The organism is Arthrobacter sp., assembly GCF_031179985.1.
Classification (GTDB): domain Bacteria; phylum Actinomycetota; class Actinomycetes; order Actinomycetales; family Micrococcaceae; genus Arthrobacter.
The window spans coordinates 230102-245615 of the sequence record NZ_JAPSHJ010000001.1 but is presented as its reverse complement, the minus strand read 5'-3'; the positions used below and the strand labels follow the sequence as shown (position 1 = coordinate 245615).

Genomic DNA, 15514 nt, shown 5'->3' with positions numbered 1-15514 from the left:
AGGGTCATTTGCGCGTCCGATCTGGGGCAAAACAAAACCCCGCCTCGCTGGCCAGACGGCCTGCAAGACGGGGTTTCGGCTTGGTGCACCCCCCGGGACTCGAACCCGGAACCCATTGATTAAGAGTCAATTGCTCTGCCAGTTGAGCTAGAGGTGCAGCTGTTGTTTCGCATTTCGGGAGGCGGTTTATTTCCTCCGTTGTTCTTCGCAACGACATGAAACTCTACACGAGAATCGGCGGCGTGTGAAATCGGCGGGGACCGGTCGTTGGAGGCTACCGGGGGACGTTCAGAACCAGGATGGAATCAGGGTTTTGGTTGTTTGTGAGCGCCCATAACGTTCCGTCCGGTGCGAGTGATACATCCCTGATCCGTCCGTACTCCCGTGTGAAATAGCTCACCGGATCTCCGGCTTTATCGCCCATCAGCGGCACCGACCACACCCGCTGACCCCGCAGCGCCCCAAGGTAGGCGGTGGACCCGATAATTTCCAGGCCGCTGGGTGATGATTCAGCAGTTGACGGCCACACTACCGCGGCATCGATAAAGCCGTTGCGGCCCGGGTTTCCTGTCACGTTTGGCCAACCGTAGTTGCCCCCGGGGACGATGAGATTCAGTTCGTCGTTGACGTCCGGCCCAAATTCGCTGGACCAGAACCGTCCCTCGCTGTCCCAGGCAAGACCTTGGACGTTTCGGTGTCCGATGCTGTACACCGGGTTATCTCCGAAAGGGTTCCCCGGCGCCGGGCGGCCCTCAGGCGTCAATCGAAGGATCTTTCCACCTAAAGCGTTGGGGTCCTGCGGCTGATCGCGGCGCTGGGAGTCTCCAGTACCAACGTAGAGTAATCCGTCAGGGCCGAACCGGATGCGACCGCCGTTGTGGGTGGATGCCTTGGAGATTCCGGAAAAGATGACTTCCGGCGTGCCGGCCTCCAGACCCTGCTCACCGGCTTCGTTCAGGCGAAGCCGGGCAATCCGGTTGTCATCCTGGGCGGTGAAGTACAGGTAGAGGTATCGATCCGAACTGAAATCTGGCGACAATGCAAGGCCCAGCAAGCCACCTTCACCACCCGGGACCACGCCCGGAACTTGCCCGATTTCCCGGCTCTGTCCGTCCCGGACGCTCTTGAGGAGGGCACTGTCCCGTTCGGATATCACCGCAGTGCCGTCGGGAAGGAAAACTGTCGACCATGGCAGCTCAAGCCCGACGTCGACCTTCCTCGCCACCCGCGGTGGCTGCGCAGGAGTGGCGGCCGCTGACTCCCCGGGAGTGGCAGTTGAGGCTGGCGAGGTGGCGTTGCCCGTCGGAGGGCCACCATTTCCTTGGGCGTTACAAGCGGAAACGGTAAGCGAGAGCGTCAGGAAAGCTGCAGCCACGCATGCCGCGCCCGACCATCTGCGGGCGCGGGTCACATCTCCCTCTCTGGTGCACCGGACGAATGTGCCTCCCGAAGGCATGTCCTTTACTCCGGAATCACGTGCAGAAGCCGACGGACATCGTCAAAGCCGGGTCCGGCGTGGGGGGCGGAAGCCAGCTGCCTCGGCGTGGGCTACGGATTCAAACCAGACGCCGGCACGGACCTCTTCGTAGGCCGGATTGGTCTCCTCGAAGTACGTCATGGTCTCTGCGTCGCCTTTGACCGTGTACCCCTCGGGGCCTGAACCGTCGGCAGCAGCGGCGGCTGAGCCCTCGCCATAGGGCTGGTCCACTGCCAAGTGGCTGATGGGCTCTGCTGTGTGGCTCAGGGAGGACTCCGTCACTGCTGAAGATTCAGCCCGCTGCAGGGTTTCCTCGTCAGGATCAAAAGCGGCAGGGGCCGGGGTGGTTTGGGCTGCTGACGCCTCGGTTGCGGCTGTCTCTCCTGATGTGGCCTCTGCCGGAGCTGATGCTGCTGTCTCCGCGTCTGCCGATTCTGCAGCAGCAGATTCAGCACCCGGGAGCGTGGGCGCATGCGTCCCTGTGTTTTCATGGGGAGCCGGAATGGCCTGGCCCGGTGCTGTGCTGCCCTCCGACCATTGGGCTTCCCATTCAGCCTTGTCTGCGTCTTCTGCCTTGTCCTTTTCCATGCGGGCCGCGGATACAGAGTGAGCTGTTGTTGGTTCGACGTCGGCGTCCCAATCGTCTACATCTCCGCCATCCGGCGCCGGAGCTTCTGCCCAGTCGGCCTCCCTGCGGCGGGGATCGTCCGTCGGCACTTGTTCTGCTGCCATGGGGGCAGTAGAGGCGGCTGTGGCAGTTGGTTCTGATGACGCAGCGTAGGCGGAGCTTCCGGAGCTTTCAGTTTCTTTGGCGGGTGCCGGGGCTGGCGCTGCGGCGGCCGGTTCTGGCGAGACGGAGGCTGGCGCTGCGGCGGGGGACTGGCCGGCCACGGACTCCGCCCGTTGTTCTGAAGCGCCAGCCCGGTCTGAAGCCATGACGGAGGCTCCTCTGTTGCGGTTGAGCAGCCACCACACAACGGCCACGATGAGAATGATGACAATGACCCAGATAAGCCAATCCATAGCAAAGCCTTTCCCTCAAGTACCAACGTGCCGATGCTCGACGTTACGTCCGCGTCAAGGTGACTGTCTAGGTTTGTCAACGCCATCAACAACGGTTCATCCCGGATGACGCCAGGGAAGTCATGAATGAATCAAAGCTCTTGGAGAACTACGGCGGACGAGGTGATCAAGGCAACATCCATAGAGCTCTTACGCCGTCGTGTCTCAAAACTTGAGACACTGGTCCACAATGTGGTCGAAATATTCCGCTTTTTGGCCTTAACTCCGGACCGCAGGTCGATAGCGGCCTCTCAGGAGCCATAGACTTTGACCCATGAGTGAGACCACCCAAACCGCGACAGAAATCAAGCCGGACATCAAGCCCCGCAGCCGGGTCGTCACCGATGGAATCCACGCCGCCCCCGCGCGCGGCATGTTCCGTGCGGTGGGAATGGGGGATGACGACTTCGCCAAACCCCAGATCGGCGTCGCGAGTTCCTGGAACGAGATCACCCCCTGCAACCTTTCCCTGAACAGGCTGGCACAGGGCGCCAAGGAAGGCGTTCATGCTGGTGGGGGCTTCCCCATGCAGTTCGGCACCATCTCTGTTTCCGACGGGATTTCGATGGGCCACGAAGGTATGCACTTCTCCCTTGTGTCCCGCGAAGTCATCGCTGACTCCGTGGAGACCGTAATGCAGGCAGAGCGGATCGATGGCTCCGTCCTGCTGGCCGGCTGCGATAAGTCGCTGCCCGGTATGCTGATGGCCGCAGCACGCCTGGACCTGGCCAGTGTGTTCCTTTACGCAGGTTCCATCATGCCCGGCTGGGTGAAACTTGAAGACGGCTCCGAGAAGGAAGTCACACTCATTGATGCCTTCGAGGCCGTCGGCGCCTGCGCGGCCGGGAAGATGAGCCTCGGAGATCTCGAGCGCATTGAAAAGGCCATCTGCCCGGGCGAAGGTGCCTGCGGTGGTATGTACACGGCCAACACCATGGCCTGCATCGGCGAGGCCCTGGGAATGTCCCTTCCGGGATCCGCCGCTCCACCGTCGGCCGACCGCCGTCGTGATGAATTTGCCCGCAAGTCGGGCGAGGCCGTGGTGAACCTGCTTCGCCTTGGCATCACTGCCCGCGACATCATGACCAAGAAGGCGTTCGAAAACGCCATCGCCGTCACCATGGCCTTCGGGGGCTCCACCAACGCAGTCCTCCACTTGCTCGCGATCGCCCGCGAAGCCGAAGTGGAGCTGTCGCTCGAAGACTTCAACCGCATCGGCGACAAGATCCCGCACCTGGGAGACCTGAAGCCGTTCGGCCGCTATGTCATGACCGACGTCGACAAGATCGGCGGGGTTCCGGTCATCATGCGCGCACTGCTCGACGCCGGCCTGCTGCACGGTGACTGCCTCACCGTGACCGGCAAGACTGTTGCCGAAAACCTCGAAGCCATCAACCCGCCGGACCTGGACGGCAAGATCCTCCGCGCACTGGACAACCCGATCCACAAGACCGGTGGCATCACCATCCTGCACGGCACCATGGCCCCCGAGGGCGCCGTTGTGAAGAGCGCCGGTTTCGACGCCGACGTTTTCGAGGGAACTGCCCGCGTCTTCGAGCGCGAGCAGGGAGCACTCGACGCGCTGGACAAGGGCCAGATCCACAAGGGCGACGTCGTGGTGATCCGCTATGAAGGACCCAAGGGCGGTCCGGGCATGCGGGAGATGCTCGCGATCACCGGGGCCATCAAGGGCGCCGGCCTCGGCAAGGATGTGCTGCTCCTGACCGACGGCCGTTTCTCGGGCGGAACCACCGGGCTCTGCATCGGGCACGTTGCACCGGAAGCAGTCGACGGCGGCCCCATCGCTTTTGTTAAGGACGGTGACCGGATCCGCGTGGACATCGCGGCCCGCAGCTTCGACCTCCTGGTTGACCCTGCCGAGCTTGAAGCACGCAAAGAGGGCTGGGCTCCGCTGCCTGCGAAGTTCACCAAGGGAGTGCTGGCCAAGTACGCAAAGCTGGTGCACAGCGCCTCCACCGGCGCATACTGCGGGTAGCACCCCGCAGTTCGGCGGTTAACCCAACTGGGTCGCAATAGATGTTGTTATGGGCTCCAACAACAGCATCTGTTGCTACCCGGTTGGGGGAGGCGGCCATTTGATGGACAATGAAGTCCAGATGGTGAGATGGGGTGTCGCTGCGTTGACACATGTCTTACCTAGAGGGAACACTGAACGCATGATCGCATTCGTTACCGACGTCGTCGTACTTACCAAGCGCGTGGCTAAATAGCCCGACTGGTAACGAACTGTCACGCGCAACCCCTCGAAGAGCCCACCAGGCTGAGGGGTTTTTTTATTGCCGCGAAGCATCATTCCGAAGTTCCACACGCTGTAACCGATAATTCAAGATCCACTAAGGAAGAGTCCGATGAGCAAAGGATCGCCGATCAGCCCCTCGCTGATGGCTACAAAGTCCGCTGGAGCCCCCAAGGCTCCAGAACGCGTCGACCGCCCCACTGAAGCGGGCGTCGACACTGCTGCAGCCGCCTCTCCTGTCCTTGGGCCGAACAACGTTGTACCCCCAACGGTGATGACCGGCTCAGAAGCTATTGTGCGTTCGCTCGAAGAACTCGGCGTCGACGATATTTTTGGTTTGCCCGGTGGCGCGATCCTGCCTACCTATGACCCCTTGATGGCTTCCGGAATGAACCACGTTCTGGTCCGTCATGAACAGGGAGCCGGCCACGCCGCGCAAGGCTATGCCATGGTTACGGGACGGGTGGGCGTCTGTATCGCCACGTCCGGCCCGGGAGCCACCAACCTCGTCACCGCCATCATGGATGCCCATATGGACTCCGTGCCTATGGTTGCCATTACCGGCCAGGTATCCAGCGGAGTCATCGGCACCGATGCCTTCCAGGAAGCCGACATCGTGGGCATTACGATGCCCATCACCAAGCATTCGTTCCTCGTCACGGATCCGAACGAGATCCCGCATGTCATGGCCGCCGCTTTCCACCTGGCTTCGAGCGGTCGCCCCGGTCCGGTCCTGGTGGACGTTGCCAAGGACGCCCAGCAGGGCAAGATGACCTTTTCCTGGCCGCCTAAGATCGACCTGCCGGGATACCGTCCCGTGGTCCGCGGACACAACAAGCAGGTCCGGGAGGCAGCAAGGCTCATTGCTGCTGCCAGCAAGCCTGTCCTGTATGTGGGCGGCGGCGTCATCAAGGCGCATGCCTCCGCGGAGCTGCTCGAACTCGCGGAACTGACCGGCGCCCCGGTGGTCACCACCCTCATGGCACGCGGTGTTTTCCCGGATTCGCACCCCCAGCACGTTGGCATGCCCGGCATGCACGGCACGGTTTCCGCCGTGACGGCGCTCCAGCAGTCCGATCTGCTGATCACCCTCGGAGCCCGCTTTGACGATCGGGTTACCGGAATCCTGAAGACCTTCGCGCCCAACGCCAAGGTAATCCATGCCGACATCGATCCCGCGGAAATCTCCAAGAACCGAACGGCAGATGTTCCCATTGTTGGTTCAGTCAAGGAGATCATTCCGGAGCTGACAGAGGCAGTACGCACCCAGTTCGAGGCTTCCGGAACCCCGGACCTGGACAGCTGGTGGGCGTTCCTGAACAACCTCCGCGACACCTACCCGCTGGGCTGGACGGAACCTGAAGACGGCCTCGTAGCCCCGCAGCGCGTTATTGAGCGCATTGGCGCGTTGACGGGCCCGGAGGGTATCTACGTAGCGGGCGTCGGGCAGCACCAGATGTGGGCAGCGCAGTTCATCAAATATGAGCGGCCCCACCAGTGGCTGAACTCGGGCGGTGCCGGCACCATGGGTTACGCGGTGCCTGCGGCCATGGGCGCCAAAGTGGGCGAACCGGACCGCGTCGTGTGGGCAATCGATGGAGACGGCTGTTTCCAGATGACCAACCAGGAACTGGCGACGTGCGCGATCAACAAGATCCCCATCAAGGTGGCCGTCATCAACAACTCCTCGCTGGGCATGGTGCGGCAGTGGCAGACCCTCTTCTACGAAGGCCGCTACTCCAACACCGACCTCAACACCGGTCACGACACCGTCCGCATCCCGGACTTCGTCAAACTGGGGGAGGCCTATGGCTGTGCGTCCTTCCGCTGCGAACGCGTGGAGGACATCGACGCCACTATCCAAAAAGCGTTGGAAATCAACGACAGGCCCGTCGTCATCGACTTCGTGGTCAGTCCCAACTCCATGGTGTGGCCGATGGTCCCTGCCGGAGTAAGCAACGACCAGATCCAGGTTGCCCGCAACCTGACCCCGGAATGGGAAGAGGAGGACTGATCATGAGCCGCCACACACTGTCCGTTCTGGTCGAAGACAAGCCCGGTGTGCTGACCCGCGTGGCCAGCCTTTTTGCCCGCCGCGCCTTCAACATCAATTCCTTGGCCGTGGGCCCCACGGAAGTGCCGGGTATGTCCCGCATGACCGTTGTGGTCGACGCCGACGGTGACCTCATCGAACAGGTCACCAAACAGTTGAACAAGCTGGTCAACGTGATCAAGATTGTTGAACTGACTTCCGAATCCTCCGTGCAGCGCGACCACATCCTGGTCAAGGTACGGGCGGATGCCGCAACCCGTTTGCAGGTGACCCACGCTGCAGATTTGTTCCGTGCTTCAGTAGTCGACGTCTCCACAGATTCAGTGGTCATTGAAGCAACCGGCCATCCCGAAAAACTGACGGCACTGCTTTCCGTGCTGGAACCTTTCGGAATCCGCGAAATTGTGCAGTCCGGCACCTTGGCCGTTGGACGGGGATCCCGCTCCATGAGTGACAGGGCCTTGCGCAGCGCTTAGGCACTGTGGAAGGCGCTCCACCACCACTGACAAGCTCCACCTACAAGCAACACCAAAGAATCCACTCAAAAGGAGACACCCAAGTGACTGAAATGTTTTACGATGACGACGCCGACCTGTCGATCATCCAGGGACGCACCGTTGCCGTTATCGGTTACGGCTCCCAGGGCCACGCCCACGCCCTCAGCCTCCGCGATTCAGGGGTTGACGTCCGCGTCGGCCTGAAAGAAGGCTCCAAGTCCCGCGCCAAGGCCGAGGCCGAGGGCCTGCGCGTCCTGAACGTTGCCGACGCCGTTGCCGAAGCCGACCTGATCATGGTCCTCACGCCGGACCAGGTCCAGCGCCACGTCTACGCTGAGGACATCGCCCCGAACCTGCAGGCCGGCGACGCCCTGTTCTTCGGCCACGGCTTCAACATCCGCTACGGCTACATCCAGCCGCCCGCAGACGTCGACGTCGCCCTGGTTGCCCCCAAGGGTCCGGGCCACATCGTGCGCCGCGAATTCGAGGCCGGCCGCGGCGTACCCGACCTGATTGCCGTGGAGCAGAATGCTTCCGGCAAGGCCAAGGAACTGGCCCTGTCCTACGCCAAGGCAATTGGCGGAACCCGTGCAGGCGTCATCGAGACCACCTTCACCGAAGAGACCGAGACGGACCTCTTCGGCGAGCAGGCTGTTCTCTGTGGCGGCGCATCACAGCTCATCCAGTACGGCTTCGAAACCCTGACTGAAGCCGGCTACAAGCCCGAGGTCGCTTACTTCGAGGTTCTGCACGAGCTCAAGCTCATCGTTGACCTCATGGTGGAGGGCGGCATCGCCAAACAGCGTTGGAGCGTCTCGGACACCGCCGAATACGGCGACTACGTGTCCGGCCCGCGCGTCATCACCCCCGAGGTGAAGGAAAACATGAAGGCTGTCCTGGCGGACATCCAGAACGGTGCCTTCGCCAAGCGCTTCATCGACGACCAGGACGCCGGCGCTCCGGAGTTTGCAGAGCTGCGCAAGAAGGGTGAAGACCACCCGATCGAGGCCACCGGCCGCGAACTGCGGAAGCTTTTCTCCTGGATCAAGACCAGCGATGACTACACAGAGGGCTCAGTAGCCCGCTAGGCCATGCTTTTCGCATAGCCGAGGCACCGGAAAATGGCCGGGCTCACACTTCACAATGTGGGCCCGGCCTTTCTGTCGGCCTAGACTTGTTATACCCCCCGGACTGCAACGCAGAGGATCAGCCGTGTCAAAACCCGTAGTACTGCTCGCCGAAGAACTTTCGCCCGCCACAGTCGAGGCCCTGGGCCCGGACTTCGAAATCCGCCAGACCGACGGCGCCGACCGTTCCCAGCTGCTGTCTGCGATCGTCGACGTCGACGCCATCCTCGTGCGCTCAGCCACCCAGGTGGACGCCGAGGCAATCGCCGCGGCCAAGAACCTGAAGGTAATTGCCCGTGCGGGCGTCGGGCTCGATAACGTCGACATCAAAGCCGCCACACAGGCCGGCGTCATGGTGGTCAACGCCCCGACGTCGAACATTGTTTCCGCCGCGGAACTCACCGTTGGCCACATCCTCAGCCTGGCACGTCACATCCCGCAGGCCAGCGCCGCCCTCAAGGACGGCGAATGGAAGCGCTCCAAGTACTCGGGGATTGAACTCTTTGAGAAGAAGGTCGGCATCATCGGCCTCGGCCGCATCGGCGCGCTCGTTGCTGCCCGCCTCCAGGGCTTCGAAACCGAAATCCTCGCCTACGATCCGTACATCACCTCGGCCCGGGCAGCGCAGCTCGGCGTCAAGCTGGTCACCCTGGATGAACTGCTGACCCACTCGGACTTCATCACCATCCACATGCCCAAGACCCCCGAAACGGTCGGCATGCTGGGCGCTGACGCCTTCAAGAAGATGAAGTCAACCGCCTACGTCATCAACGTGGCACGCGGCGGTCTCATCGACGAGGAAGCACTGTACACAGCGCTGCAGGACGGCGACATCGCCGGCGCCGGTGTCGACGTCTTCGTCAAGGAGCCCAGCACCGACCTGCCGTTCTTCAAACTGGACAACGTCGTGGTCACTCCGCACCTTGGTGCTTCCACTGACGAAGCACAGGAAAAAGCCGGCGTTTCCGTGGCGAAGTCGGTCAGGCTTGCCCTTGCCGGTGAGCTGGTCCCGGACGCGGTCAACGTTGCAGGTGGCATCATCGCCCCGGACGTCCGACCCGGCATCCCCCTCATCGAAAAGCTGGGCAGGATCTTCACCGCGCTCACGCACGACTCCCTGACCCAGATCGATGTTGAGGTCGCGGGCGAAATTGCGGCGCTCGACGTCAAGGTTCTGGAGCTGGCAGCTCTCAAGGGCATCTTCGCCGATGTCGTGACCGAGCAGGTCTCCTACGTCAACGCGCCCGTTATCGCCGAACAGCGCGGCATCAACACCCGCCTGATCACCACCCCCGAAGCTGAGGACTACCGCAACGTCCTGACCCTGCGCGGCGCCTTGAGCGACGGCAGCCAGATCTCGGTGGCGGGAACGCTGACAGGACCCAAGCAGGTTGAGAAACTGGTCGGAGTCAACGGCTACGACGTTGAAATCCCCATCAGCGAGCACCTCGTAGTGGTTTCCTACGCTGACCGTCCCGGCGTGATCGGCACCATCGGGCACATCCTGGGCATGAACAACATCAACATCGGCGGAATGCAGGTCGCGCGGCAGACTGAAGGAGGCCAGGTGCTAGCACTCCTGACCATCGACAGCTCCGTTCCCCAGCAGGTTCTTGACGCAATCAAGGCCGGCATCGGCGCTGAAATGGTGCGTGAGGTCGACCTCGAAAACTGAGGCAACGCCTCAGGTGAACCATCAGTGACAGAGTTGTAACTTCTGGCACGTATGATTGGCCGGTCTGCTTTCTCCGTCTGAGTCCCTCCTGGGATTCCAGCCGGCGGGCCGGCCAATCTTGTTCTGCACATCCGGCAGGGGACACCTTCACGTCCGTTTGGAGTGAACAGTGGTGTGCGCGCACGCAATCCAGCTTTCAGGAGCCCAATGAACGCCGTCCAGAGGTTCATCAGAAGCAGAGTGCTGATGTTGACCGCGGCCATTTTGATCGTCGCCATGTGCCTGTCCGTCCTCGTCCAGGGACAGTCACAAGCCGCGCTCAACCGAACAGTCGACGAGAATTCGCGAGGACTTTACGACATCCTCGTCCAACCCAAGGCGGGTGCCGGCGGCGCTTTGATGCAGCCGGAAATCGCCAACGGCCAGGGCGGAATCAGTTTTGATCAACTGGACGCCCTCCGGAAGCTCTCCGGAACCTCCGTGGCCGCCCCCATCAGCCTCGTTTCCAGGGTGAGCCAAAACCTCGAGGCGCCACGCCTGGACGCCATGGACTACCTCGGCTTCAACGCCGGACTGGTGGGCACAGCGACAGCCGCAGAGCCCGGGGGCACCGACCCCAGCAAATGGCCGGCAGCAGAGTCTGTGCTGACCGATGAGGCCAAGACCTACCGGCTGACGGCGAGTGCTGTGAGCTCGGACGGCCACTCGGAGCAGACGCTGTTCAAGTCCATGGCCGAAGGGTCACTGGGCAAGGCCAAGCTCGTCGAGGAAGAAACTCCGGGCGGAAAGAACATCCGCATTGCCGGTCCGGACGACGAGACAGGTATCAAGTTCCCCGCCCCTGCCGGCGGATCGGAACACAATCTTTTCAACCTCTCGGTGTCCCTGCCCCTGGCGCCCCAGGTGACGGAATCCGTCGTCGCGGTTGACCCGATCTCTGAGCGCGCACTCCTGGGAAGTGCCGGTGACTTCCTGGCGCCCCTTGAGAAGGCACCCCCGGCCGATGCCCGCAATGCGGGAGCGATCGGCCGTCACTTCGAAAGCCTGTTCACCACAGGCATCAGCATGCAGGAGCTCGAAGAAGGCCCCGATTTCCTGGGGGTAAAGCTCAAGTACTGGGCCCCGCTGATGACCCAGTACCAGCAGGCCAAACGAAACGGCCAACTGACGGATGACTCCCAGGCCATCCCGCTCATCGTACGTTCCGGGACCTCCCTTGACCTGAAGTACTCGGTCAAGATCGAGGAAATCGACGGATCCGGCAACGTGGTCAAGGACGTCGGCACTGTCACCCGGTCACTGGACAAGGACTACCTGCCGTTCGTCTCCAAGTCTCCCTTCGCGCTGTCATGGCCTGGCTCCAAGGACTACTCGCAGCTCCTGGGCAATTCCGGCAACTTCAGCCAGGGCCTTTACAACCCGGCGCAGTGGACCACCGACTTTGCGTCGGCTCCCAAGTACACCGACGGTGACACAGCGGACAACGGCGCGCAGGAGAAGACTGCTGTCCCCGGTGAATGGGTCACTGTAAACCGCCTCCCGGAAAAGGACGCCGCAGGCGCACCTGTCGACCAGACCCAGCGAAAGCCCGTGGACGAACGTGCCTACCGGGAAAGCCTGGAGACCGGCAAAAAGCTCGCCCCTCCGCTTGCCATGGTGTACGGGACGTTCGACGCCGCCAAGGTCCAGGAAGCGGCCGGCGACGTCAACAGGCTGCCCTTGGGCGGTTACGACCCGTCACCCATGACCCTCGTAAAAGACGCCGAGGGCAAGGATGTGCCGGCAGCGGAGCTCAAACCGTCTCTGAGTGCCACCGGTCTGGTCAGCCAGTCCGCCGGCGCTATCACCGACTACTACGGCCTTGCCGCGGCACGGGGGTACGACCAGAACGCCTCGGTCATCGACGCCGTCCGTGTCCGGGCTAAGGCGCCGGGCAGCTGGAAGCAGGCGCAGCCCGACGTCGACAAGCTTGCGGCAGAGATCCGGGACATGGGACTCGACGCGACCATTGTGGCCGGGTCCGCCCGTGAAGACGCCAACATTTTCGTTCCGGGCTACTCCAAGGATGACGCGGGCAAGGAATCCGATCTGGGCACCGTTATGCAATCCTGGGTCCGGCAGGATGCGGCCGACGCCGTTTCCGGCTCTTTGACGGGGACCAACCTCACGCTGCTGTTCCTGACGTTGTGCGGCGCTGCTTTGCTCACCGGAGCGTCCACCGTCAGCTACATACGGCAACGCCGAACGGAAGCGGGAACCCTTCGTGCGATGGGCTGGACCCAACGCAGGATCCGTTCCTGGGTACTGGCTGAATTCGGCGTGGGAGCTGCACTGCTCGCCATCGCCGGAACTATCCTCTCGCTGGTGACCTGGAGCCCTGCCACCGCCATCGTCTCGGCATCGGTCCTGACGCTGTATCTGGCTGCCGCCTACTTCGCGGCCCGCCAGCTTCGGCACCGCGACGAGGTGGACCAGGAGCCCCAGCACGACGAGCGGCTCATCGCTGTCGACTCGCCGCTCACCTTCGCCAACCGCCAGCTGACCACCAACAAGTTCAACACGTTGTCTTTGGCTGTGGCAGTCGGAGTGTTCGGTGCAGCAGTTGGCGGCCTCATTGCCCTGCTTATCGATATTCCCCGGGCCGCAGGTGCCAGCGCACTCAGCGGGATCGCGGCGGCAAGTATTGCGCTTCCGAGCATCATCCTTGCTCTCTCGGGTGTGGCGGTCGGGCTGTTGCTGACACTGGTGACCGGGCGTTTCGAACTTCAGGCTAAACGCGAATACTTGGGGACTTTGAAGGCCATGGGGTGGAACCCTGACATGCTCGGCCAGGTCCGGTTCTTCGAAAACGCCCTGGTGGGTTCAGTGGCCCTTCCGCTGGGCGTTCTTGGCGCCTTGGGGATCGGTATCCTCCTGGCCCCCTACGCTGCTTTGTGGGCCGGCCTCGCCGGACTGCTGGCTGTACTTTGCTGGATTCCAATTGCAACGAAAGTGGTCCGATGACTAACGACCTGAACTTTGACGACGATTATTCCGGAACCGACGTCGGTGACGGTTCGCTCCAGACCCGTGCCAACACCATCCTGAGGGCCGAGGACCACGGCACACCCCTGGAGCTGAGCAACATCACCATCCGCTATGGCGGTCAGAAGGGCGGCGCGGAAGCCGTCAACGTCGTCGAGGGATTCAACCTGGTCCTGCACGCCGGTGAGATGCACTGCGTTGCCGGGCGAAGCGGCTCCGGCAAGACCAGTATCCTGACCGTCGGCGCGGGCCTCAGCCTGCCCACGTCGGGACGGGTCTACTGGGAAGGCCAGTCGCTGGAAAGCATGGGCGACGACGAAATCGCCGACCGCCGTCGCGCTCTGATCGGTTACGTGGACCAGGGCGGGGCACTGATCGACGGCATGAGCGCCCTGGAGAACGTGCTTCTCCCTGCCGTTCCGGACGGAGAGGTGGACCAGCGGAGGGACATGGCCAAGGACCTCCTGGATCTTGTGGGCCTGGGCAGGCGAATGCGTCACCGCCCGGCCCAGCTGTCAGGCGGCGAGCGTCAGCGTGTTGCTATCGCCCGCGCACTGATCCTGGGAACGCGTGTCCTGGTGGTGGATGAACCGACGGCCAGCTTGGACCGTACTTCAGCCAACCGCATCATCAGCATCCTCAAGGACACAACATCGGACGGAATCGCTGTCCTGGTCGCTTCACATGACCACGAACTGGTCCGCCAGAGCGATACCCTGACCGAACTGATCTAGATTTGCAGTAGGCGCGCACACCAGCGGCCCATTGTCCCTTCGCACTAAAAGGTATTTTCCGCCAGTGACTTCCTCAGACAAGCCTCCGTACTACCTCACTACGGCCATCACGTACCCCAATGGGGTGCCGCACATCGGCCACGCTTACGAGTACATTGCCACCGACGCGATGGCCCGCTTCAAGCGTCTCGATGGCTATGACGTGATGTTCCTGACTGGCACGGACGAGCACGGCATGAAGATCGCCCAGACGGCGGAGAAGGAAGGCATCACTCCCAAGGAGCTGGTGGACAGGAACGCCGAGGTCTACAAAGGCGCGCATGCTGCGCTGGGGATCTCGTACGACCGGTTCATCCGCACCACTGATGCAGACCACTACGCAGCCTCCCAGGCGATCTGGAAAAAGATGGAAGCCAAAGGCGACATCTACCTCTCCAAGTACGAGGGCTGGTACTCCGTCCGCGATGAAGCGTTTTACGTCGAGGACGACACCCTGGTGAAGGACGATGGCATCCGCTATTCCCGGGAAACAGATACCGAGGTGACCTGGACGGCAGAGGAGAGCTACTTCTTCCGCCTGTCGGCCTACCAGGACAGGCTGCTGGCGCTGTACGAGGCACAGCCGGAGTTCGGCGCACCTCAGTACCGCTTCAACGAGGTCATCAGCTTCGTCAAGCGCGGACTGGAGGACCTCTCGATCAGCCGGACCACGTTTGACTGGGGTGTCCCGGTCCCGGGGAACGATAAGCACGTGATGTACGTGTGGGTGGATGCGCTGACCAACTACCTCACCGGGGTGGGTTACCCGGATGTTGATTCGGCGTCCTTCCGCAAGTTCTGGCCTGCGGATCTGCATATGATCGGCAAGGACATCAGCCGCTTCCACGCAATTTACTGGCCCGCCTTCCTGATGAGCGCGGGGCTGGAACTGCCCAAGCGGGTCATGATCCACGGCTTCCTGAACAACAACGGCGTGAAGATGTCCAAGTCCTTGGGCAACGTGGTGGCACCGGCCGACTTCGTTGCGCAGTACGGACTCGATCAGGTGAGGTTCTTCTTCCTTCGGGAGGTTCCCTTTGGTGCCGATGGCAGCTACAGCCACGACGCAATCGTGGGCCGCGCCAACGCTGATCTGGCCAACAACTTCGGTAACCTCGCCCAGCGCTCACTTTCCATGGTGGCGAAAAACTGCGACGGCCAGGTACCTGTTCCCGGTGAATTCACGGCCGAGGACAAGGCCCTGCTTGGCCAGGCCAGCGGCCTGCTTGAAGCAGCCAGGACTGCCTTTGAGAAGCAGGAATTCAGCCGTGCACTGGAGGTTATCTGGGCCGTCCTCGGGGATACCAATGCCTACTTCGCGGAGCAGGCACCCTGGGTGCTGCGGAAGACCGACGTCGAACGCATGAACACGGTCCTCTACGTCACGCTGGAGGTGCTTCGCATTGTCTCCATCCTGGTGCAGCCGGTAATGCCGACGGCGTCAGCTGCTTTGCTGGATACCCTCGGCCAGCCGGAAGGGGAAGCACGTGAGTTCTCCGCCATCGCGACGCCGATCGTGCCCGGTACCGGCCTTCCCGCCCCGGCGCCGGTGTTTCCGAAGTACGAAGA

The 15514-nt window shown here is 62.2% G+C and carries 10 protein-coding genes and 1 tRNA gene; 8 read left to right on the top strand and 3 right to left on the bottom strand.

Features of this window, described 5'->3' with window-relative positions; all coding sequences use genetic code 11:
• Positions 1-81 precede the first annotated feature (81 nt).
• From RIN13_RS01205 to RIN13_RS01195, 3 genes are all read right to left on the bottom strand, one after another.
• Positions 82-157: transfer RNA gene (locus RIN13_RS01205), tRNA-Lys, on the bottom strand.
• A gap of 117 nt (positions 158-274) precedes the next feature.
• The gene (locus RIN13_RS01200) at positions 275-1411 is read right to left on the bottom strand and encodes a PQQ-dependent sugar dehydrogenase (RefSeq protein ID WP_309105489.1); all 1137 of its coding nucleotides are present in this window, start codon (positions 1409-1411) and stop codon (positions 275-277) included.
• Positions 1412-1498: 87 nt separating this feature from the next.
• Complete coding sequence (locus RIN13_RS01195) at positions 1499-2500, bottom strand: hypothetical protein (RefSeq protein ID WP_309105488.1); 1002 nt, start codon at positions 2498-2500, stop codon at positions 1499-1501.
• Between the two features lie 313 nt (positions 2501-2813).
• Between RIN13_RS01195 and ilvD the strand changes: the two genes are divergently transcribed.
• The 8 genes from ilvD to metG form a co-directional block, all read left to right on the top strand.
• Complete coding sequence (gene ilvD, locus RIN13_RS01190; protein ID WP_309105487.1) at positions 2814-4535, top strand: dihydroxy-acid dehydratase; 1722 nt, start codon at positions 2814-2816, stop codon at positions 4533-4535.
• Positions 4536-4908: 373 nt separating this feature from the next.
• Positions 4909-6810: an acetolactate synthase large subunit gene (locus RIN13_RS01185; protein WP_309105486.1), complete on the top strand. Its 1902-nt coding sequence runs from the start codon at positions 4909-4911 to the stop codon at positions 6808-6810.
• A gap of 2 nt (positions 6811-6812) precedes the next feature.
• Positions 6813-7325 (top strand): acetolactate synthase small subunit, encoded by a 513-nt coding sequence (ilvN, locus tag RIN13_RS01180; RefSeq protein WP_247043049.1) that lies wholly within the window; start codon positions 6813-6815, stop codon positions 7323-7325.
• A gap of 59 nt (positions 7326-7384) precedes the next feature.
• Positions 7385-8434, top strand: a complete 1050-nt coding sequence (gene ilvC, locus RIN13_RS01175) for a ketol-acid reductoisomerase (protein WP_309105507.1) — start codon at positions 7385-7387, stop codon at positions 8432-8434.
• A 124-nt stretch (positions 8435-8558) separates the two neighbouring features.
• Positions 8559-10148: a phosphoglycerate dehydrogenase gene (gene serA, locus RIN13_RS01170; RefSeq protein ID WP_309105485.1), complete on the top strand. Its 1590-nt coding sequence runs from the start codon at positions 8559-8561 to the stop codon at positions 10146-10148.
• A 207-nt stretch (positions 10149-10355) separates the two neighbouring features.
• The gene (locus RIN13_RS01165) at positions 10356-13151 is read left to right on the top strand and encodes an FtsX-like permease family protein (protein ID WP_309105484.1); all 2796 of its coding nucleotides are present in this window, start codon (positions 10356-10358) and stop codon (positions 13149-13151) included.
• Entirely contained in the window at positions 13148-13906 is a 759-nt protein-coding gene (locus tag RIN13_RS01160) for an ATP-binding cassette domain-containing protein (RefSeq protein WP_309105483.1), read from the top strand. Before RIN13_RS01165 ends, RIN13_RS01160 begins: the two co-directional genes overlap by 4 nt.
• A 64-nt stretch (positions 13907-13970) precedes the next feature.
• Positions 13971-15514: methionine--tRNA ligase (metG, locus tag RIN13_RS01155; RefSeq protein WP_309105482.1), on the top strand; the 1544-nt coding region annotated here is incomplete at its 3' end.

Bases quoted from the DNA above. Each gene is read 5' to 3' on its own strand.
- RIN13_RS01165 (WP_309105484.1), top strand. From the start codon at position 10,356: ATGAACGCCGTCCAGAGGTTCATCAGAAGCAGAGTGCTGATGTTGACC.
- RIN13_RS01195 (WP_309105488.1), bottom strand. From the start codon at position 2,500: ATGGATTGGCTTATCTGGGTCATTGTCATCATTCTCATCGTGGCCGTT.
- ilvD (WP_309105487.1), top strand. From the start codon at position 2,814: ATGAGTGAGACCACCCAAACCGCGACAGAAATCAAGCCGGACATCAAG.
- RIN13_RS01185 (WP_309105486.1), top strand. From the start codon at position 4,909: ATGAGCAAAGGATCGCCGATCAGCCCCTCGCTGATGGCTACAAAGTCC.
- RIN13_RS01160 (WP_309105483.1), top strand. From the start codon at position 13,148: ATGACTAACGACCTGAACTTTGACGACGATTATTCCGGAACCGACGTC.
- ilvN (WP_247043049.1), top strand. From the start codon at position 6,813: ATGAGCCGCCACACACTGTCCGTTCTGGTCGAAGACAAGCCCGGTGTG.